The organism is Rhodococcus sp. NPDC077669, from assembly GCF_040686915.1.
Taxonomy (GTDB): domain Bacteria; phylum Actinomycetota; class Actinomycetes; order Mycobacteriales; family Mycobacteriaceae; genus Rhodococcoides; species Rhodococcoides fascians.
The window spans coordinates 1-19,110 of the sequence record NZ_JBFBMD010000024.1 but is presented as its reverse complement, the minus strand read 5'-3'; the positions used below and the strand labels follow the sequence as shown (position 1 = coordinate 19,110).

Here is a 19,110-nt window from a genome sequence, read left to right as displayed (position 1 = left end):
ATGGCCGTCGAGCAGCTGTTGTCCTCGCTGCCCACCGACCTGTGGCTCGGTGGAAAGCAGACCCCCGCGCAGTCGGGCGCGCGATTCGCCGTCCTGAATCCCGCCACCGGTGAGGAACTGACCACCGTCGCCGACGCAGGCGCAGCCGACGGCATCGCGGCCCTCGATCTCGCTGCCGCGGCGCAACCGGAGTGGGCGGCAACGCCTGCACGGGAGCGAGCCGAAATTCTGCGGCGCGCCTTCGTCCTGTTGCAGGAACGTGCAGCCGATTTCGCTCTGCTGATGACCCTGGAAATGGGAAAGTCGTTGGCGGAGAGTCGCGGTGAAGTCAACTACGGCGGTGAATTCCTGCGCTGGTTCAGCGAGGAAGCGGTCCGAATCGGCGGCCGGTACACCCCTGCACCCGCCGGTAACGGCCGCATCCTGGTCACCAAGATGCCGGTCGGCCCGGTACTCGCGATCACTCCGTGGAATTTCCCGCTGGCCATGGGAACTCGCAAGATCGGTCCCGCGCTCGCAGCGGGTTGCACCGTCATCGTCAAGCCGGCCGAGGACACCCCACTGACGATGCTCCTGCTCGGCCAGGTGTTCGCCGACGCCGGATTGCCCAGCGGTGTGCTGTCGGTGCTCCCGGCCTCGGACGCTGCATCCGTCACCGGTCCGCTGATGGACGACCCCAGACTGAGGAAGGTCACCTTCACCGGATCGACCGGAGTGGGAAAGCTGCTGGTGCGCAATGCAGCCGACCGACTGCTCCGGACATCGATGGAGCTCGGTGGCAATGCGCCGTTCATCGTCTTCGAGGACGCGAACATCGATGCCGCCGTCGACGGAGCGATGCTGGCGAAGATGCGCAACGGCGGCGAGGCGTGCACTGCAGCAAACCGTCTGTACGTGGCCGAGCCCGTTCGCGAGGAATTCACCGAGAAGCTGACCGCGAGAATCGCAGCACTGACGGTCGGCCCCGGTGATCGCGACGGTACCGACATCGGACCACTCATCAACGACAAGCAGCGACGGACGGTGTCGGCACTCGTCGACGATGCCGTTGCCAAGGGCGCCCGCATCCGCACCGGCGGATCGGCACCCGACGGTCCCGGGTTCTTCTTCACACCCACTGTGCTCGACCGCATCCCGGCCGACGCAAACCTGTTGCGCGACGAGATCTTCGGGCCGGTTGCCGCCATCGTCGGATTCGAGACCGAGGACGAGGCCGTCGCCGCGGCCAACGACACCCGATACGGATTGGTGGCCTATTTCTACACCGAGAGCCTCGATCGGGCTCTGCGGGTCTCGGCTGCTCTCGACACCGGCATGGTGGGGGTCAACCGGGGTGCCATCTCCGACGCCGCGGCCCCCTTCGGCGGTGTGAAGGAGTCGGGCTTCGGACGAGAGGGCGGCTCGGAAGGGATCGAGGAATACCTCGAGACCAAGTACATTGCGCTGCAGTAGACGGGCGCCGCAGTAGATCGCAGCGGTGCAGTAGATCGCAGCGGTGCGCTCCACTCCTGAGGCCAGCGCGGTACATGCGCTGCCGGGTGGAGCGCACCGAGCGTGCGGTCCCTAACCTCGGGCGGCCGCAATTCGCCTCTCGGCCAGCCGGTCCGCGGCTGCTCCGAGCAGGATCCCTTCACTGCGTGCCATGGCGAATATGCCGGCGACGGTAGTACGGATCTGTCCGATCGTTGCCATCACCTCGGCCGAATTTCGTCCGCGCAGTTCACCTTCCACCTGAATCAAGCCGCCGGCGTTGGCCACGTAGTCCGGTACCCAGACGATGCCTCGGGCGGCCAGCAGCGATTCGACGTCGGGCGTGAGCAGTTGATTGTTCGCGGCACCGCACACGATGGACGCCGACAGCCGGTCCACCGAGGACGCGTCGAGCGTTGCTCCCATGGCGCACGGGGCGTACACATCGATGTCGGCTCCGATGATGTCGGTTCCGATCGTGACGCCGGGGAAGTCCTGGGCGATCCGTTCGAGGGCGGGTTCGTAGGAGTCGCTCACGAGCACGTCGGCACCCGCTCCGCGCAGGAGCGCCACCAGGTTGTAACCCACCTTGCCTGCGCCTTCGACACCTACTCGTCTGCCGGTCAGATCGTCGGAGCCCCAGGTCGATTCGGCTGCTGCCAGCAGGGAGAGATAGACCCCCAGGGCCGTCTGTGGACCGCTGTCGCCGGTGCCGCCCGCGGTGGTGTTCTTACCGACGACGTAGGCCGTTTCTTCGGCGACGATATCGAGGTCGTCGATGTTGGTGCCGACGTCGCCTGCCGTGACGTACGTGCCGCCGAGCGATTCGACGAACCGGCCGTAGGCCTCGAGCAATGTCGGGGTCTTGATGACGGTCGGGTCGCCGATGATGACTGCCTTCCCGCCGCCCAGATCGACCCCTGCGACAGCCGCCTTGTAGGTCATCCCGCGGGAGAGTCTCAATACGTCGGTCACGGCGTCCTGCTCGCTTGCGTAGGGGTAGAAGCGAGTTCCGCCGAGTGCCGGTCCCAGCACGGTCGAGTGAATCGCGACGATCGCGCGCAGACCGGTGTCTCGATCGTGGCAGAACACCACGCGCTCGTGCGCGGAGTCGGCTGGCATGTCGGGCCGGTCGAAGACACCGGGTGCGGCCGGTGCCGAAGCCGAATTCGCGGTCTGGGCAACAGAAGAGCGATGTCGAGTGGGTGTGACGGCAGAGTGGTCGGCAACGACGGACACAGTCGGTCTCTTTCGGTCAGAGGATGGGAGCAGATGCAGCGGCTACCCGGATGTCTTGTCCGTCACAGGGTGTCGTGCACGACGCAGACCGGTCAACCGGCATCGCTCGGACCGTGCAGATTGCGTGATGCGGTCGGTATCGGCCCGGCGGGGATGGTCGGGGTGCTCAGCGGCGGCCGTCGTCGGCGAGCTGTTCGAGCAACGGCTTGGTTCGGTACTGAATCAGCTCGGACATGGCAATCGACATGTTCGTCCGCTCGACGCCAGGAATGTCGAGGATCAGGCCGGCTATGCGGTACAGGTCGTCGGCGTCGACCGCCGCAATGCGGATGTGCATGTCCGCGGCACCGGACAGGCCGAACACCTCGAGTACTTCGGGGATCGTGCGGAGGTGTTCGGTGACCGCTGCCAACGTGTGCTGATTGACCTGAGCGGTCACGAAGGCCTGCAACGGACGTCCCAGCGACTTCGGCGGAATACGGTGATCGATGGGGGTGAGAGACCCCTTGTCGTCCCACCGCCCGAGGCGTGCCTGGACGGTGTTGCGGGACAGGCCCAACGTGGTGGCGAGTTCGACGCCGGTGGCTCGAGGCTTGGCGCAGAGGGCGAGGAGGAGTCGGGCGTCGGTCTTGTCGAGATCGGTCATTGCGCACTTCCTGTAGCTCGGTCGTTACCCGATATTGTGCACACTGCGTAATTCTGAAGTCATCACTTGTGCACGCTGGGTGTCGGTGGTGTCCTTGTGAAGGACATCACATCACGACGGAGAGTGCCACGGACATGAACACCACCTCGCTGATACAGCTGATCAAGGAATCCGGAACGGTGGTCCGCAACGAGACGTATTCACCTCTGGTCGCGGACATCGACACGGCTGCCATGAAGGAGATCTATCGCGATCTCGTGGTCGTCCGACGCATCGACGCCGAGGCCACCGCGCTGCAGCGGCAAGGCGAGTTGGGGCTGTGGGCTCCGTTGCTCGGACAGGAAGCGGCGCAGGTCGGCTCGGCCCGCGCACTCGACTCCGAGGACTTCGTGTTCGCCAGCTACCGCGAGCACGGGGTGGCTTACTGCCGCGGAGTCGATCCCACTCGGATGCTCCGTTTCTGGCGGGGATCGACCCTGTCGGGATGGGACCCGTACGAATATCGAATGACGACGCCGGCGATCATCGTCGGTTCGCAGGGTCTGCACGCGACCGGATACGCGATCGGCATGCAGCTCGAGGGTGCCGACGGCGCGGCCATCACCTACTTCGGAGACGGAGCGACCAGCCAGGGCGATATCTCGGAGGCTCTCGGGTTCGCGGCCAGTTTCCATGCACCGGTGGTGTTCTTCTGCCAGAACAACCAGTGGGCGATCTCCGAACCGGTCACCGTGCAGACCAAGTCCACGATCGCGGCACGCGGTGAGGGATTCGGCATCCCATCGGTACGGGTCGACGGAAACGACGTCCTCGCGGTGCTGGCCGTGACCAGAGCAGCGCTGGCCCGCGCCCGTGAGGGCAGCGGCCCGACGCTCATCGAAGCCGTCACCTACCGCATGGGGCCGCACACCACGTCCGACGACCCGACGAGGTATCGATCCGGGGCCATGGACGACGAGTGGCGTGCCAAGGATCCGATCGACCGAATCGAGAAGCTGCTCAGACGAATCGGCGTGTTCGACGACGAGTTCGTGGCATCGGTCCAGCGGACGGCGGACGACGTCGCCGCCGATCTGCGACGTGGATGCCTCGAGACCGTCGAACCCGCGGCGATGACGGTGTTCGACAACGTCTACGCAGACCCACACTCTCTGCTCGACGACGAGCGGGCCCAATTCGCCTCCTACCAAGCTGGATTCGAAGGAGTCACGTCATGACCACCCTGGAACGGCCCACCAGCCTGCCGCTCGGCAAAGCCATCAATGCCGGCCTGCGTCGCGCTATGGAAAACGACCCCAAGGTGTTGCTGATGGGCGAGGACATCGGCAAGCTCGGTGGCGTCTTCCGCATCACCGACGGCCTGCAGAAGGACTTCGGGCCCGGCCGAGTACTGGACATGCCGCTGGCCGAATCGGGCATCATCGGTACCGCTGTGGGCCTGGCGATGCGCGGATTCCGTCCCGTGTGCGAGATCCAGTTCGACGGCTTCATCTACCCGGCGTTCGATCAGATCGTGTCGCAGGTGGCCAAGCTGCACTATCGCACGAGCGGAAATGTCAAGATCCCGATGACCATCCGGGTGCCCTACGGCGGCGGAATCGGTGCAGTGGAACATCATTCGGAATCGCCGGAGGGCTACTTCGCCCAGACCGCCGGACTGCGCGTGGTGACCTGCAGCAACGCCGCCGACGGCTACTCGATGATCCAGCAGGCCATTGCCAGCGACGATCCCGTGCTGTTCTTCGAACCCAAACGTCGATACTGGGAGAAGAGTCCGATCGACCTCGGTGTCGACGATCTCGACACCGCCTTCCCGCTGCATCGGGCGCGGGTGGTCACCGAGGGCACCGACATCACACTGGTGGCCTACGGACCGTTGGTGTCCACTGCCCGTAAGGCAGCCGAAGTTGCTGCACACGAGGGTATCTCGATCGAGGTCATCGATCTGCGGTCGCTGTCGCCGATCGACTTCGAGACCGTCGAAGCGTCGGTGCGCAAGACCGGGCGGCTCGTCGTCACACACGAGGCACCGGTCTTCATGGGCCTCGGCTCGGAGATAGCCGCTCGCATCTCCGAGCGGTGCTTCTACAACCTCGAAGCGCCGGTGCTGCGGGTTGGCGGATTCGGAACGCCGTACCCGGCGTCGAAGCTCGAGAAGTTCTATCTTCCCGACGTCGACCGGATCCTCGACGCAGTGGACCGCTGCCGTTCCCACTGAGCTGCCGTTGCCCCTCGGCTGCCGTTTCGCCCCGATCACATTCTCTGCCGATACCGACCGAACAGGATTCGACGATGTCCACCATCAAGAGTTTTCCGCTGCCCGACCTGGGGGAGGGCCTCACCGAGGCCGACCTGTTGACCTGGCTCGTCGCGGTCGGTGACACCATCGAACTCAACCAGAACATCGCCGAGGTCGAGACGGCCAAGGCTGCCGTGGAATTGCCTTCTCCGTTCGCCGGTGTTGTTGCTGCCCTACATGTTTCCGAGGGCGACACGGTAGAGGTCGGAGTGCCGATCATCGACATCAGAGTCGGCGGTGACGACGAACCGGTTGTTTCCGATCCAGAGCAGTCCGTTTCCCCGGTTCAGACCACGTCGTCCGGGGAGGACGAGGACGAGCGCGTCCCGGTCCTCGTGGGTTACGGCGTCGCGAAGGAAGGGTCGAGCCGACGCGGTGGCCGCGTCGACTCACCCGCGGCGTCCGCGCCGAACGATCGGAACGGAAAGCCGCTTGCGGCCCCACCGGTACGAAAGATGGCCAAGGACATCGGCGTCGATCTGAACGAGCTGCCCGCGAGTGGACGCCACGGCGACGTCACCCGTCAGGACGTGGAGTCGTACCTGCAGGGCGGGTCGGCTGGGCAGATTGACACCGATGTGCAGAGTGACACCGACGTGCAGCTCGAGACCGAGGCGCAGCAGTCGGTATCCGGGCGGACCGGTCGGGAGGAGCGCACTCCGATCAAGGGTGTACGCAAGCACACCGCCGAGGCCATGGTGCGAAGTGCATTCACTGCACCTCACGTCACCGAATTCGTGACCGTCGACGTGACCGAGACGCTCGAACTCCTCGAGTCGCTGCGGTCCTCCACACATTTCCGGGACGTGCGTCTGACGCCGTTGGCTCTGGTGTCCAAAGCCGTTCTCGTTGCCCTGAAATCGAATCCGTCGCTGAACTCGAGCTGGGACGAGGCTGCGCAGGAAATCGTGACCAAGTACTACGTCAACCTCGGCATCGCGGCGGCGACACCCCGCGGATTGATGGTGCCCAACATCAAGAACGCACACGAGCTCTCTCTGGTGGACATCGCGCGTGCCCTGGCCGACCTGACGCGTATCGCGAAGGAGGGCAAGAGCAGTCCGGCCGATCTGGCCGACGGCACCATCACCATCACCAACGTGGGGGTGTTCGGAGTCGACGCAGGCACGCCGATCCTCAACCCCGGCGAGGCGGCCATCCTGTGCTTCGGGTCCATCCGTCGCACGCCGTGGGAACACAACGGCGAGATCGCTTTACGGTCGGTGACGACACTGTCGCTCTCGTTCGATCATCGACTGGTCGACGGCCAACAAGGGTCGGAATTCCTCGCCCTCGTCGGTCGTCTGCTGACTCACCCGATCGATCTGATCGCGCTCGGCTGACCGCGGCGGCGCGGTGTGAATGCCGCCGGGGTTCAGTGCACCGGCTGCGCCGACACGGCCTCGTCTCGATCACTGCTTGCCTGTGCTCGGATGAAGAACGACGCAGCCACCGCGACCAGTGACACCGCCCCACCGCACAGGAATGCGGTGTGGATGCCTGCCTCGGAACCACCCACCTGCGTTGCCCCGTCGGAGATTCGGGCCGCTGCGGTGTTCGACATGACGGTGACGAACAACGCGGTTCCTGCGGCTCCGGCCAGTTGCTGCACGGTGTTGAAGATTGCGCTGCCGTGGGAGTACAGGCGGGTGGGAAGGGATCCGAGCGAGGAGGTCATCAGCGGAGTCATGATGAGCGCGAGCCCCGCCGAGAGCAGCATGTGGATACCGACGACCAGCGGTAGTGCCGACTGTGCGTCCAGCACCGTCATCGACCACAACGCGGCGCTCACCACCATGGCTCCGGGAATGACCAGCGGGCGCGGCCCGATTCTGTCGAAGATGCGGCCGACGAAGGGGGCGAGCAGACCCATCAGCAATCCGCCGGGCAGGAGCATCAGGCCGGTTGCGAGGGTGTCGAGTCCGCGCACGTTCTGCAGATACATCGGCAGGAGGATCAGGGCACCGAACAGGGCCATCATCGAGATCGCGATCATGCCGAGTCCGATGCTGAAGGTGGGGGTGCGGAACGGGCGCATGTCCAGCAGCGCGCCGCCGCGTTCCTGGCGGGCGATCTGCCGCAGCACGAAGACGACGAGTGCGATCACTCCCACCACCAACGGCAACCAGACCGGTACGACGGACTCCTCGGCAGAATGACCGAGGCTGCTCAGGCCGTAGACGATGCCGCCGAACGCCAAGGCGGACAACACGACCGACGTGGGATCGAACGAGGGCCGTCCCGTCTCGGTCACGTTCTTCACCAGTGTGGTTCCGATGCCGAACGCGACGAGCGCGATGGGAAGCACCAGCCAGAACATCCAACGCCAATTCAGCGAGTCGAGAATGACTCCGGAGATGGTGGGGCCGACAGCCGGTGCGACGGCGATGACGATGGAGATCACACCCATCATCGCGCCGCGCTTGTGGGCCGGGACGACGGTGAGCACTGTGGTCATGAGCAGCGGCAGCATGATCGCCGTCCCGCTGGCCTGCGTGATGCGGCCGAGCAGAAGCAGCTCGAAACCGGGTGCCGAGGCCGCGAGCAGGGTGCCGACGGTGAACAGGGTCATCGCTGTCACGAACACCTGACGCAGCGTGAAGCGTTGGAACAGGTAGCCGGTGACGGGAATGACCACCGCCATGGTCAGTAGAAATCCGGTGGTGAGCCACTGGGCCGTCGTTGCCGTGATCTCGAGGTCGACCATCAGCGTCGGGAGCGCCACGCTCATGATCGTCTCGTTGAGGATCATGACGAAGGCCGCGATGACCAATATGCCGATCAATAGCTTGCTGCCCGGCGCGAGTTGCTCGTCGGGGGTGCGGTCGGTCTCGGGTGAACTCATGTGTCGACAAACTTTCGCGTATGGGATCGAAGCGTGCAATCGTATGTAGATAGCTTCAATCATTATGACAGTGACTGTCAACTTGACGATTGCTGGTAAGTTGACAGCGAATGACGACCGCAGTCGACGGATGGACGAGGATGAGCGAACGAGTGCCGGACCTGCGAGAGCGACGTCGCCGAGACACTCGGCTCGAGATCACTCGCGCCGCACTCGAGCTGTTCGAGAAGCAGGGCTGCGCCGCGACCACGGTGGACGAGATCGCGCGCCGAGCGGGGGTGTCGCCCAGTACGTTCTTTCGCAGCTTCGCCTCGAAGGAGGAGTCCGTTCTCGGCATCGACCCTGATTTCGAGGTCGACTTCGACCAGTGGCTCGCCGCTACCGCGCCCGAGCACATCACGCTGCCTGGAATCGAAGCGTTGTACGAGCAGTCCGTCGAGCGACTGTCGACAGCGCCCGAGGAGGAGCGCGACCGACTCCTACGCACTCGGCGACTGATCGGTATCGACGCGCATCTGCGGGCCGCAGCCTTCGCGGCCGACGCGATGACACTGTGCCGCGTCACCGATGCGGTGACCGAGCGCCTCGGCGACCACGAATCACGTTCGTATGCACGACTGTTGGTCGAAGGTGCCGGTATGGCCCTGCGCATCGCCTTCGACGACTGGGCGGTACGGATCGACGGCGGGCAGGATGCCGACCTGCTGGACATCTATCGGACGACAGTGCGCGATCTGCGACGCGTCGTCGCCGGCTGAGGTCTCACGTCGTGAGTGGAACTTCGTAGCCCAGGTCGAGTTTCCGCGCACGTGGCGCGCAGCGCCTCTAGCCGAGGCGGCGGGGCGACAGATCCGCTTCGAGAAGGCCGCGCTCGGCCACATCTGCCGGAACCGGTTCTCCGCGAACGACAGCCGCGCCCACCCGGGCCAGCGCCGCGCACGTCTGGATTCCGTAGCCGCCCTGCCCGGCGCACCAGAAGAAGCCCTCGAGCTCGGGGTCGAACCCGACCACCGGGGTGCGATCGGGAACGAAGCTGCGCAGTCCGGCCCAGGACGAACGAACGTGTCGCGCGGTCAGGGTGGTCACCTCGGCGATGTCGTCGAACGCCCGCGCGATCTCCAGCTCGTCCGGACGGGCATCGCTCGGTTCGACCGCCGTCTCGTCGGCCGGCGAACACAACAGTTGTGCGCCTTCGGGTTTGATGTAGAACTTCTCGTCGATGTCGCTCAGTGTCGCCAGATCCTTTGTGTCCAGATCGTCGGGTGCGGAAACCATGAAGACCGACCTGCGCTTGGGAACCAAGCCGATGTGGCGGGCCCCCGCCATCGCGCCGACCACATCCGACCAGGCCCCTGCCGCGTTCACGACCAGTGGAGCCCGATGAGTCGTCCCGTCAGAGGTGCGCACGTGCCACAGACCGTTGACGCGCTCGAGTTCGGTCACCGAGGCTTTGGTGTGAATCCGACCGCCCCGCTGTCGCAGCCCTCCGACGAAGCCCTGATGCAGAGCATGGACGTCGACCTCCATCGAATGCGGTTCGTACAGAGCGCAATCGATCAGCTCGGGCCGTAGCGGTGGGAAGAATGTGCAGGCGTCGGTGGGGGAGACCAGCTGCGCGTCGGGAGTGAGGCGACTGACGTCGCTGTACATCGCTTCGAGCGCATCGCCGCGTCCCGTGGCCGCGAATTGCAACAGTGGACGCGGAGTGAGCAAATCCGACCGGAAGCAGTCGGGTGGGTTCACCAGAAAGTCTCGGCTGGCGGTCGTCAAGGCGCGAATCGTGCTGTTGCCGTATGTCTCCAGAAACAGAGCCGCGGATCGACCGGTGGTGTGGAACGCCAACGTGGACTCACGCTCGAGCAGAGTGACACGGCGGTCGCCGGCGAGTTCGTATGCGAGTGAGACACCGCCGATGCCGCCGCCGATGACAACGACGTCCGAGAGGGCGGGCTGTTCGGTGGCGCTCATGGATGTCTCCTGTTCGGCTTCGGCGTGAACCACTGCGCTCCGGGGCCGACTGCTTCGTCGAAGATCAGCCACGTCCGCGTCGAGAGTATCCCGTCCAGCCCCTGCAACTTGTCGAGTACCAGGTGTCGCAATGCCGAGTTGTCCGGAGCGCGCACGAGGACCAAGGCGTCGAAATCACCGCCCATCAAGCTGACGTGTTCGACGAAGGGGAACGTGCTGAGGTCGTCGGCGACAGCGCGCCAGGAATCCTGCCGAATCGACAGTGCGACATACGCGGATGCGCCGAACCCGGCTTTCTCGTACGCGATACGGGCGGTGAAACCCTCGATCACACCTTCGTCGACGAGGCGGTCGACGCGGACGTAGGCATGTGCGCGGGAAATATGGGTGGCCTCGGCGAGGGCCCTCATGGACATGCGGCCGTCTCGGCTCAGTTCGGTGACGATTCGTCGATCGACGTCGTCGAGTTCGTACTCGGTCTCGCTCGGTGCCATACGTCCACTCCAGACCGATCGCGATGGAAGCTCGTGGACGAATAGTCACACAGCGAGCTCCAGTATGCCATCGGTCTGCAATCCGGTTCCTGATTTGATACTCGGTCCATTTCGACACAGTCTGTGTAGAACGCATCGACGACGAACCAGCGCAGGAGGGGACCCCATGGCCATGACCGACACGCTCGAGCACGTCACGACCTCGGTTGCACGACGCGTTCGCGAGGGACACGAGGCGGACTTCGTCGAATGGACCGACCGGGGCATCGACCTGGTGCGAACCTTCCCGGGCTTTCTCGGCGGAGGTTGGCTGCGCAGTTCGGCCGAATCCAGTGACTATCACGTGGTGTATCGATTCGAGACGCACGACCATCTCGAGGCGTGGTTGCGTTCGGAGGCCAGGCGCGATTGGCTCGGCCGTGGTCGACCGATAGCCGACGACGTTGTGACACATCGCCTTTCCGGCGTGGAGGGATGGTTCGAGCCACAGTCGAACCTCACCGACGCCGTGCGCGTCGTGGGCGGTCCGCCGCCGCGGTGGAAGCAGGCCGTGTCCATCGGTGTTGCGTTCTATGCCGTCAGCCTGTTGGTGAACCTCGTGATCACCCCGCATCTCACCCACCTGAACGTGGCCCTGCGGACTGCGGTCGTGGTGATGATGTGCACTCCGCTGATGGTGTACGTGGTGATGCCGTTCGTCACCGCACGACTGCGAAAGTGGCTGGTACCGCGCGGTTGACGGCCACGGCCCGGCTCGTTCCGAGCTGGGCGGTACCCTCTGCGTCATGCGAATCGGACAGACCGCCCCGGATTTCGAGCTGCCCGATCATTCCGGTGAACGCCGTGCTCTCACCGAGCTGACGGCGTCGGGGCCGGTGGTGCTGTTCTTCTATCCGGCCGCGAACAGTCCGATCTGCACGGCCGAGGCGTGCCATTTCCGGGATCTGGGTGCCGAGTTCGGCAGGTTCGGTGCCCAGCGAGTGGGCATCAGCACCGATACCCGAGACAAGAACCAACATTTCGCGCTGCAGCGGTCGTTCGACTTCCCGCTGCTCTCGGATTCCGACGGTGCGGTGGCAGAACAGTTCGGAGTGCGTCGCGGCGGGTGGTTCGCCCGTAGGCGTCGACTTCGGGATTTCGAGCGCGGCCACTCGAACGTGGCTCGTCGCAGTTACCTACGGCAGTTGTTGTCCGTGAAGCGGACGACGTTCGTGATCGATCGGCACCGTACGGTGCGGATGGTGGTGCAGAGCGAGCGCGGTCACGTACACGCGACCAAGGCGCTGGAGTACCTGCGATACCTGTCGTGAGGGTCAGTCGTTGGCACCGCTGAAGAGGGCGGTGTAGACGGCGGGCTTCGTCGCTTCGGCCGAGGCATCGGTCGATGCGTCGTCGGGGTGGCTGAAGAGCGCCTCGTTCTTGTCTTTGTGTTCCATTCCCCGAGCATGCACCTCATCGGTCGCAATAGCCACTTGCCGCGCGGAACGACCGCGCTCGGCCGGTCGCGTTCGGTGGAATACTGCCCGGGTGTCCGATGAAACGTTGTTCGAAGCTCTGCGGCGTGAGCCCGATGCCGAGGCACCCAATCTGCATGCGGTCGACGCGGCAGATCGTCTGCTGCTCGATACCGTCGCCGAACTGGGGGTCGACCGCACGGCACCGATTGCTGTGATCGGCGATCGCTACGGCGCTCTGACTCTGGGTGCGGCGGCCCTGGGGTTCACCGACGTGCGAGTGCACCAGGACGCTGTTACCGGCGTACGGGCTCTGGAGCTGAACGCGGCGCGTGTGTCGATGGTCGGCACGTACACCCACCACGGGCTGGGTGCGGGACTGCTCGACGGCGTCGGCACCGTGTTGATGCAGTTGCCACGAGGTCTGGCCGAGCTCACCGAGATCGCCGAGCACATCGCGGCGCATGCGCTCCAGAACGTCGTCGTCCTGGCCGGCGGCCGAGACAAACACATGACGCCTGCGATGAACGACATCCTCGGGCGGTCGTTCGAGACCGTCACGGCGGGTCGGGGACGGCAGAAGGCGCGGGTACTGACCGCGACCGGGGCAGTGGCGTCGGAGATGACGTATCCGGTCGACAAACGAATCGACGACCTCGGCCTGACGGTCGTGGCCCACGGCGCGGTCTTCGCCGGGGCGGGCCTCGATATCGGGACGAGATTCCTACTGGGGTTCGTGCCGAAGATGGCACCTCGCGCAACCAACGCCGTCGATCTGGGGTGCGGCAGTGGAATCCTCGCGACCGAATTGGCTCGAACCCGGCCCGGTCTCGAGGTGATCGCAACGGACCGATCGGCCGCAGCCATCGCGTCGGCCGCTGCCACCGCCGAGGTGAACGGGACGACGGTCTCGGTGGTGGCCGACGACGCGATGTCGACGTTCGAGTCCCGGTCGGTCGACCTGATCGTCTGCAACCCGCCGTTCCACGAGGGCGCTGCGGTACACACAGGCGGGGCAGGCAAGTTGTTCGAGGCCGCCGGACGCGTGCTGCGGCCGGGCGGACAGCTGTGGACGGTGTTCAACACGCACCTGAACTATCGTCGGGCTCTCGCCGACGCCGTCGGGCCCACCGATCCGATGGGACGCAACACCAAGTTCACCGTCACTCGCTCGGTGCGCCCGAGCGAGTGACGGTGAAGACCAGATGCGAGAGCGTCAGGTGACGGGGCCGCCGTCTTCCGGGGTGCCGTCGATCTGGCCCCTGTCGCGCCCACGATCCTCGACGAGAGTCCCTTCGACGATCTCGGCCTGACGCTGGCCTTCCGCGTAATCGATGTCGGGATCCTCGTCGGACTCCTCGATGACGTGGTCGACCAGTTCTTCGGTCAGTTCGTCGTCCGGGGTCTCGGTGATCGGGCGGTCGAGATCCTCCTCGACGGCGATGTCGGGTTCTTCTTCGCTGAGCTTGAGGTCGAGGCTCTCGCCCTCGGCTGCTTCACGGGCGGTGGTGCCGAAACTGTTGGCTTCGCTCCAGTGGTCCGGGGGATCGACCACGGTGTCGCCGTCGTCGTTGCGCACCTCGTCGGAGTCGAGGCTTTCGCTCTGGTCCAAGGTCTGGTCGGGTCCGTCTTCGATTGCCATTTCCTCATAGTGCCCGTTTCGATTCGGTGTCACACACGCGGTCGTGGCTGCCTGTCGAGGGGCGACCCGGTAGAGTCCGTTTTGTCCGACGTAGAGGTTCTCGTCACGGGAACTTTTGTCCGGATGTCGAACGTTCTACTGATGACCGACGGGGAGATCCCCGGTGGGGATCAGAACTTACGAAGGGAAGAGACACGGTGCGCACCTCCAGCAACCCGGTGTTCCGCAACCTGCCCAAGCAGCAGGGCGGCGGATACGCCACATTCGGATCTGCGACGGCTGGAGCCTCGCAGGCCGCAACGTTCGGCCAGCATCCCGGAACACAGGCCGACCCGTACACCACGCAGCCCGCTCAGCGGGCCATGACGATCGACGACGTCGTCACCAAGACCGGCATCACGCTCGGTGTGCTGAGCGTCACGGCGATCATCTCGTACCTGTATGCATCCGCCAACCCTTCGGCCGCACCCGCGTTGCTCATCGCTGGTGGACTGATCGGCTTCGGCCTCGTCATGTTCGCGACTTTCGGGCGCAAGATGGACAACAAGTTCATCGTCTTGGCCTACGCGGCAGCCGAAGGCGTTTTCCTCGGTGCTCTGTCGCTCGTGTTCACCGGAGAGATCTTCGGAATGAGCGGTGGATCGGGTCTCATCGGCCAGGCCATTCTCGGCACGTTCGGCGTGTTCTTCGGCATGCTGGTCGTCTACAAGACCGGCGCAATTCGCGTCACGCCGCGTCTGACTCGCATGATCGTCGGTGCCCTCATCGGTGTCGTCGTGCTCATGCTCGGCAACCTCGTCGCCAGCTTCTTCATGGACGGTGGATTCGGGCTGCGTGACGGCGGACCCATCGCCATCATCTTCAGCCTCGTCTGCATCGGCATTGCGGCGTTCAGCTTCCTGCTGGACTTCGACCAGGCCGATCAGCTGATCCGCGCACAGGCTCCCGAGAAGGCAGCCTGGGGCGTCGCCCTCGGTCTGACCATCACGTTGGTCTGGCTGTACGTCGAGATCCTGCGTCTGCTGAGCTACTTCCAGAACGACTAGTACTCACGCGAAAAGCCCCGCCCTCCGATCGGAGGGCGGGGCTTTTCCGTTGTGCGTCTCGGATCAGCTGAGACGTTCGAGCACCATGGCCATGCCCATGCCGCCGCCGACGCACATGGTCTCGACGCCGAACGTCTTGTCGTGTGTCGTCAGGTTGTTCAGCAGAGTCGTGGTGATGCGGGCACCGGTCATGCCGAACGGGTGGCCGACGGCGATGGCACCGCCGGAGACATTGAGCTTGTCCTCTTCGATGCCGAGGTCACGGGCGGAACCGAGGACCTGCACCGCGAAGGCCTCGTTGATCTCGAACAGGTCGATGTCGGAGATGGACATGCCCGCGATCTTCAGCGCCTTGCGGGTGGCCTCGATCGGCCCCAGGCCCATGATCTCGGGAGACGTGCCGGTGACGCCGGTGGAGACGATGCGAGCCAACGGGGTCAGGCCCAGCTCCTTGGCCTTGGTGTCGCTCATGATGACGAGCGCTGCTGCGCCGTCGTTGAGCGGGCATGCGTTACCGGCGGTGATGGTGCCGTTCGGACGGAAGACCGGCTTGAGCTGGCTGATCTTCTCGTACGTGGTGCCAGCGCGAGGGCCGTCGTCGGTGCTGACGACGGTGCCGTCGGGCAGGGTCACCGGGGTGATCTCCCGCTCGAAGAAGCCGGCGTTGATGGCCTCTTCGGCGCGGTTCTGGCTGCGGACGCCCCAGCGGTCCTGATCCTCACGGCTGATGCCGGTGAGCAGGGCGACGTTCTCGGCCGTCTGGCCCATCGCGATGTACGCGTCGGGCAGCTCACCGTTCTCGCGGGGATCGGTCCAGCTGTCCGCGCCCTCTTCCTGCGCCTTCTTGGTGCGGGCCTCGGCGTCGGCGAAGATCGGGTTGTGGCTCTCCGGCAGCGAATCCGAGCTGCCGTGGATGAAGCTGGACACGCTCTCGACACCAGCGGAGATGAACACGTCACCCTCGCCTGCCTTGATCGCGTGCAGCGCCATCCGGGTGGTCTGCAGCGAGGACGAACAGTAGCGCGTGATCGTCGTTCCGGGGAGCGAGTCGTAGCCGAGCTGAACCGCGACGATGCGGGCGAGGTTGTTGCCCTGCATCCCGCCGGGCAGGCCGCAGCCCAGGAGCAGGTCGTCGATGTCCTTCGGGTCGAGCGAGGGCACCTTGGCCAGCGCAGCGGCGACCATCTGAGCGGTGAGGTCGTCGGGACGAATGTCCTTGAGCGACCCCTTCATTGCCCTGCCTATGGGTGAGCGCGCGGTGGCGACGATGACTGCCTCTGGCATGAGATCTCCTTCGATATCGATACTGCTTATCTGCTCTGTTACCGCCGAGTAGGCGATGTCTCCTGATCGAACTTACAACCCTGCCTGACGGCCATCGCCACGACGTAGGAGATCCTCCGCCGCGCTGTCGATCTCGGCGTCGAGCTCGGCAGTTCTACGCCGGAGAAAGCGGTCCACTGCGGCGGTGGCGCGGGGGATGGCTCTGCGTGATTCGGCGGCGGCGGACACCGTCGGCAGTTCGGGCAGTGGACCGCCGTGCCAGACGCCGAGGGCCGAGGCGAGCACCGGCAGAATCTGTTGCGCGGCCAGCTCGTACCCCGCAGCGGACGGGTGGAAGCGGTCCGCCGAGAACATCGTGTCGGGGGCGGCCAGAAACTCGGGTGCCAGCAGATCCGCCAGGGCTACCGGATGCCCGCCGGCACCGAGAGTCCTGGCCGTCTGGGCATGGGCCAGCCGCCGACCCCAATTGCGGACGACGGTACGCAGAGGTTGCGGAATGGCCGTCACGACACCGAGATCGGGGCACGTTCCCACCGCGACGACGCAGCCCTTGGCCGTCAGTCGTTCGACTGCATCGCCCAGCCTGGCCGCTGATGCCGGAATGGAGAATTTCTTGGTGACGTCGTTCGCGCCGATGAAGATCACCGCGGCATCGGGCGGCGGGCCCGCGACGAACATGGCGTCGACCTGACCTTCGAGTCCTTTGGACGTGGCACCGGCAATTGCTTTGGTGCTCAAGCGGATTCGTTGACCGGTTTCCTCGGCCAACCCGCGGGCGAGCAGGACACCCGGGACCTCGTCGGCCACAGTGCAACCCACGCCTGCCGCGGTGGAGTCGCCGAAGATCATCAGATGAATATCTGCTGAACTTCCCATGCGCCACCGCTCGGGTGCCGCGCAGCCGGCGGTGTAAACCCCGTCGGCCTCGGGTGGCTTGGCAATGTTGCGTCCGATGACGCCGCGGGCCGCAGCGGCCTGCCCCATCAGATGTCGGTACGCGGCCCAGGACGCAGTCCCTGCTCCAGAGCCTGCAAGTACCGTCGCGGCGCTCGCTTTCGCGGCGGTACGCCATCCGCTCGCCGTCACAGATCGATCCCTCTCGTCGTGCCCCCGCACCATCGTATGCGGGTGTCGACAGCCGTGGCCGAGAGTCCGATACCTGCATCTGGGAAGATGGAGCAATGCGCATCGCACAGCACATCACCGAACTCATCGGCAACACCCCGTTGGTGAAGTTGTCCTCCGTCATCGGCGACGGCGCCGGCACGGTCGCAGCCAAGATCGAGTACCTCAACCCGGGTGGTTCGTCGAAGGACCGCATCGCCGTCAAGATGATCGACGCTGCCGAGGCCTCGGGCGAGTTGAAGCCCGGCGGCACCATCGTCGAGCCCACGTCCGGTAACACCGGCGTCGGCCTCGCGCTCGTTGCTCAGCAGCGTGGCTACAAGTGTGTGTTCGTGTGCCCCGACAAGGTCGGTGAGGACAAGCGCAACGTGCTGCGTGCCTACGGTGCCGAGGTCGTCGTCTGCCCCACGGCCGTCGCGCCCGAAGACCCCAACAGCTACTACAGCGTCTCCGACCGACTCGTCCGCGAGATCGAGGGAGCGTGGAAGCCGAACCAGTACGCCAACCCGGCCGGCCCGGCCAGCCACTACGAGACCACCGGGCCCGAGATCTGGGCCGACACCGACGGCAAGATCACGCACTTCGTCGCAGGCGTCGGCACCGGCGGCACCATCTCCGGCACCGGCAAGTACCTCAAGGAGGTCTCCGGCGGCAAGGTCAAGGTCATCGGCGTCGACCCCGAGGGATCGGTGTACTCCGGTGGCACGGGACGTCCGTACCTGGTCGAGGGTGTCGGTGAGGACTTCTGGCCGACCGCCTACGACCCGTCCATCCCGGACGAGATCATCGCCGTGTCCGACAACGACTCGTTCGACATGACTCGTCGCCTCGCCCGCGAGGAAGGCCTGCTGGTCGGCGGCTCGTGCGGCATGGCTGCTGTCGCGGCCATTCAGGTTGCCGAACGCGAAGGCCCCGACGCGTTGGTCGTCGTATTGCTGCCCGACGGTGGCCGCGGCTACCTGGCGAAGATCTTCAACGACTCGTGGATGTCCTCGTACGGATTCCTGCGTTCGCGGTTGGACGGCACCACCGAGGAGACCTCGGTCGGCGCAGTGCTGCGCGGCAAGTCCGGTGCCCTGCCCGATCTGGTGCACACCCACCCGTCCGAGACCGTGCGTGACGCCATCGAGATTCTGCGCGAGTACGGCGTCTCGCAGATGCCCGTCGTCGGAGCCGAGCCGCCCGTCATGGCAGGCGAGGTCGCCGGCAGCGTCACCGAACGCGATCTGCTCAGCGCCGTGTTCGAGGGTCGCGCAGCGTTGGCCGACCCGGTAGCCAAGCACATGAGTGAGCCGTTCCCGCTGATCGGTGCCGGCGAAACCGTCTCCGACGCCACCAAGGCCCTCGGGGAGTCCGATGCGCTGATGGTCGTCGAAGAGGGTAAGCCCGTCGGCGTCATCACCCGCCACGATCTGCTCGGTTTCCTCAGTAAGGGTGCCTAGGCATGTGAGTGGAACTTCGTAGCAGGCTACGAGGTTCCGCTCACAAGCGGCGCAGCCGCCTTCATATGGAGGTCGGCCTGTCAACGACGGCATGGTGAAGCGGTGGCACGCACCGTCGTGTGTGCCACCGCTTCCTGTTGCCGGGATGGTGATCGA

The 19,110-nt window shown here is 65.2% G+C and carries 19 protein-coding genes; 10 read left to right on the top strand and 9 right to left on the bottom strand.

Annotated elements, in window-relative coordinates:
- Positions 1-1,452 (top strand): NAD-dependent succinate-semialdehyde dehydrogenase, encoded by a 1,452-nt coding sequence (locus AB0P23_RS20885; protein ID WP_032366251.1) that lies wholly within the window; start codon positions 1-3, stop codon positions 1,450-1,452.
- 111 nt (positions 1,453-1,563) lie between these two features.
- Here the strand turns inward: AB0P23_RS20885 and AB0P23_RS20880 are convergent, their stop codons facing one another.
- Together AB0P23_RS20880 and AB0P23_RS20875 are read right to left on the bottom strand one after the other, a co-directional pair.
- Complete coding sequence (locus tag AB0P23_RS20880; protein WP_363799206.1) at positions 1,564-2,592, bottom strand: Glu/Leu/Phe/Val dehydrogenase dimerization domain-containing protein; 1,029 nt, start codon at positions 2,590-2,592, stop codon at positions 1,564-1,566.
- A 283-nt stretch (positions 2,593-2,875) separates the two neighbouring features.
- Positions 2,876-3,355 carry an Lrp/AsnC family transcriptional regulator gene (locus tag AB0P23_RS20875; RefSeq protein ID WP_027496234.1) on the bottom strand — a complete coding sequence of 160 codons (480 nt, stop codon included), beginning with the start codon at positions 3,353-3,355 and terminating at the stop codon, positions 2,876-2,878.
- 134 nt (positions 3,356-3,489) lie between these two features.
- On the opposite strand from AB0P23_RS20875, the gene pdhA reads away from it, so the two are divergent.
- The 3 genes from pdhA to AB0P23_RS20860 all read left to right on the top strand — a co-directional run bounded on the left by pdhA (position 3,490) and on the right by AB0P23_RS20860 (position 6,997).
- Positions 3,490-4,572 carry a pyruvate dehydrogenase (acetyl-transferring) E1 component subunit alpha gene (gene pdhA, locus AB0P23_RS20870; RefSeq protein WP_027496235.1) on the top strand — a complete coding sequence of 361 codons (1,083 nt, stop codon included), beginning with the start codon at positions 3,490-3,492 and terminating at the stop codon, positions 4,570-4,572.
- Positions 4,569-5,573 carry an alpha-ketoacid dehydrogenase subunit beta gene (locus tag AB0P23_RS20865; protein WP_032371090.1) on the top strand — a complete coding sequence of 335 codons (1,005 nt, stop codon included), beginning with the start codon at positions 4,569-4,571 and terminating at the stop codon, positions 5,571-5,573. The genes pdhA and AB0P23_RS20865 overlap by 4 nt, the downstream gene beginning before the upstream one ends.
- Positions 5,574-5,647: 74 nt before the next feature.
- Complete coding sequence (locus AB0P23_RS20860) at positions 5,648-6,997, top strand: dihydrolipoamide acetyltransferase family protein (RefSeq protein ID WP_206498267.1); 1,350 nt, start codon at positions 5,648-5,650, stop codon at positions 6,995-6,997.
- A gap of 32 nt (positions 6,998-7,029) precedes the next feature.
- Here the strand turns inward: AB0P23_RS20860 and AB0P23_RS20855 are convergent, their stop codons facing one another.
- On the bottom strand, positions 7,030-8,499 hold the full coding sequence (locus AB0P23_RS20855; RefSeq protein ID WP_032371088.1) for an MDR family MFS transporter: 1,470 nt from the start codon (positions 8,497-8,499) through the stop codon (positions 7,030-7,032).
- Positions 8,500-8,609: 110 nt separating this feature from the next.
- On the opposite strand from AB0P23_RS20855, the gene AB0P23_RS20850 reads away from it, so the two are divergent.
- Complete coding sequence (locus AB0P23_RS20850) at positions 8,610-9,257, top strand: helix-turn-helix domain-containing protein (RefSeq protein WP_051365083.1); 648 nt, start codon at positions 8,610-8,612, stop codon at positions 9,255-9,257.
- A gap of 67 nt (positions 9,258-9,324) precedes the next feature.
- Here the strand turns inward: AB0P23_RS20850 and AB0P23_RS20845 are convergent, their stop codons facing one another.
- Together AB0P23_RS20845 and AB0P23_RS20840 are read right to left on the bottom strand one after the other, a co-directional pair.
- On the bottom strand, positions 9,325-10,467 hold the full coding sequence (locus AB0P23_RS20845; protein ID WP_032375654.1) for an FAD-dependent oxidoreductase: 1,143 nt from the start codon (positions 10,465-10,467) through the stop codon (positions 9,325-9,327).
- Positions 10,464-10,961 carry an Lrp/AsnC family transcriptional regulator gene (locus tag AB0P23_RS20840; RefSeq protein ID WP_027496240.1) on the bottom strand — a complete coding sequence of 166 codons (498 nt, stop codon included), beginning with the start codon at positions 10,959-10,961 and terminating at the stop codon, positions 10,464-10,466. The genes AB0P23_RS20845 and AB0P23_RS20840 overlap by 4 nt, the downstream gene beginning before the upstream one ends.
- Positions 10,962-11,127: 166 nt before the next feature.
- Here AB0P23_RS20840 and AB0P23_RS20835 point away from each other — a divergent pair, with 166 nt between their 5' ends.
- A complete protein-coding gene (locus tag AB0P23_RS20835; RefSeq protein ID WP_072692112.1) occupies positions 11,128-11,700 on the top strand; it encodes an antibiotic biosynthesis monooxygenase in 573 nt (190 codons plus the stop codon).
- A gap of 46 nt (positions 11,701-11,746) precedes the next feature.
- Positions 11,747-12,271 carry a peroxiredoxin gene (locus AB0P23_RS20830; RefSeq protein ID WP_027496242.1) on the top strand — a complete coding sequence of 175 codons (525 nt, stop codon included), beginning with the start codon at positions 11,747-11,749 and terminating at the stop codon, positions 12,269-12,271.
- A gap of 3 nt (positions 12,272-12,274) precedes the next feature.
- Here the strand turns inward: AB0P23_RS20830 and AB0P23_RS20825 are convergent, their stop codons facing one another.
- Complete coding sequence (locus AB0P23_RS20825) at positions 12,275-12,397, bottom strand: hypothetical protein (RefSeq protein WP_255032376.1); 123 nt, start codon at positions 12,395-12,397, stop codon at positions 12,275-12,277.
- Between the two features lie 91 nt (positions 12,398-12,488).
- On the opposite strand from AB0P23_RS20825, the gene AB0P23_RS20820 reads away from it, so the two are divergent.
- The gene (locus AB0P23_RS20820; protein WP_094622006.1) at positions 12,489-13,607 is read left to right on the top strand and encodes a methyltransferase; all 1,119 of its coding nucleotides are present in this window, start codon (positions 12,489-12,491) and stop codon (positions 13,605-13,607) included.
- A gap of 24 nt (positions 13,608-13,631) precedes the next feature.
- Here AB0P23_RS20820 and AB0P23_RS20815 read toward each other — a convergent pair whose 3' ends face one another.
- Positions 13,632-14,057, bottom strand: a complete 426-nt coding sequence (locus AB0P23_RS20815; protein WP_027496244.1) for a hypothetical protein — start codon at positions 14,055-14,057, stop codon at positions 13,632-13,634.
- A 197-nt stretch (positions 14,058-14,254) separates the two neighbouring features.
- Between AB0P23_RS20815 and AB0P23_RS20810 the strand changes: the two genes are divergently transcribed.
- On the top strand, positions 14,255-15,103 hold the full coding sequence (locus tag AB0P23_RS20810) for a Bax inhibitor-1/YccA family protein (RefSeq protein WP_032375637.1): 849 nt from the start codon (positions 14,255-14,257) through the stop codon (positions 15,101-15,103).
- Between the two features lie 63 nt (positions 15,104-15,166).
- On the opposite strand, the gene AB0P23_RS20805 is transcribed toward AB0P23_RS20810, so the two are convergent.
- Both AB0P23_RS20805 and AB0P23_RS20800 read right to left on the bottom strand, forming a co-directional pair.
- Positions 15,167-16,387: an acetyl-CoA C-acetyltransferase gene (locus AB0P23_RS20805; RefSeq protein WP_032383529.1), complete on the bottom strand. Its 1,221-nt coding sequence runs from the start codon at positions 16,385-16,387 to the stop codon at positions 15,167-15,169.
- Between the two features lie 72 nt (positions 16,388-16,459).
- Positions 16,460-17,473 carry an SGNH/GDSL hydrolase family protein gene (locus tag AB0P23_RS20800; RefSeq protein ID WP_032371083.1) on the bottom strand — a complete coding sequence of 338 codons (1,014 nt, stop codon included), beginning with the start codon at positions 17,471-17,473 and terminating at the stop codon, positions 16,460-16,462.
- A 95-nt stretch (positions 17,474-17,568) separates the two neighbouring features.
- On the opposite strand from AB0P23_RS20800, the gene AB0P23_RS20795 reads away from it, so the two are divergent.
- A complete protein-coding gene (locus tag AB0P23_RS20795; protein ID WP_027496256.1) occupies positions 17,569-18,954 on the top strand; it encodes a cystathionine beta-synthase in 1,386 nt (461 codons plus the stop codon).
- Positions 18,955-19,110 lie beyond the last annotated feature (156 nt).

Bases quoted from the DNA above. Each gene is read 5' to 3' on its own strand.
- AB0P23_RS20885 (WP_032366251.1), top strand. From the start codon at position 1: ATGGCCGTCGAGCAGCTGTTGTCCTCGCTGCCCACCGACCTGTGGCTC.
- AB0P23_RS20880 (WP_363799206.1), bottom strand. From the start codon at position 2,592: ATGCCAGCCGACTCCGCGCACGAGCGCGTGGTGTTCTGCCACGATCGA.
- AB0P23_RS20875 (WP_027496234.1), bottom strand. From the start codon at position 3,355: ATGACCGATCTCGACAAGACCGACGCCCGACTCCTCCTCGCCCTCTGC.
- pdhA (WP_027496235.1), top strand. From the start codon at position 3,490: ATGAACACCACCTCGCTGATACAGCTGATCAAGGAATCCGGAACGGTG.
- AB0P23_RS20865 (WP_032371090.1), top strand. From the start codon at position 4,569: ATGACCACCCTGGAACGGCCCACCAGCCTGCCGCTCGGCAAAGCCATC.
- AB0P23_RS20860 (WP_206498267.1), top strand. From the start codon at position 5,648: ATGTCCACCATCAAGAGTTTTCCGCTGCCCGACCTGGGGGAGGGCCTC.
- AB0P23_RS20855 (WP_032371088.1), bottom strand. From the start codon at position 8,499: ATGAGTTCACCCGAGACCGACCGCACCCCCGACGAGCAACTCGCGCCG.
- AB0P23_RS20850 (WP_051365083.1), top strand. From the start codon at position 8,610: ATGACGACCGCAGTCGACGGATGGACGAGGATGAGCGAACGAGTGCCG.
- AB0P23_RS20845 (WP_032375654.1), bottom strand. From the start codon at position 10,467: ATGAGCGCCACCGAACAGCCCGCCCTCTCGGACGTCGTTGTCATCGGC.
- AB0P23_RS20840 (WP_027496240.1), bottom strand. From the start codon at position 10,961: ATGGCACCGAGCGAGACCGAGTACGAACTCGACGACGTCGATCGACGA.
- AB0P23_RS20835 (WP_072692112.1), top strand. From the start codon at position 11,128: ATGGCCATGACCGACACGCTCGAGCACGTCACGACCTCGGTTGCACGA.
- AB0P23_RS20830 (WP_027496242.1), top strand. From the start codon at position 11,747: ATGCGAATCGGACAGACCGCCCCGGATTTCGAGCTGCCCGATCATTCC.
- AB0P23_RS20825 (WP_255032376.1), bottom strand. From the start codon at position 12,397: ATGGAACACAAAGACAAGAACGAGGCGCTCTTCAGCCACCCCGACGAC.
- AB0P23_RS20815 (WP_027496244.1), bottom strand. From the start codon at position 14,057: ATGGCAATCGAAGACGGACCCGACCAGACCTTGGACCAGAGCGAAAGC.
- AB0P23_RS20805 (WP_032383529.1), bottom strand. From the start codon at position 16,387: ATGCCAGAGGCAGTCATCGTCGCCACCGCGCGCTCACCCATAGGCAGG.
- AB0P23_RS20795 (WP_027496256.1), top strand. From the start codon at position 17,569: ATGCGCATCGCACAGCACATCACCGAACTCATCGGCAACACCCCGTTG.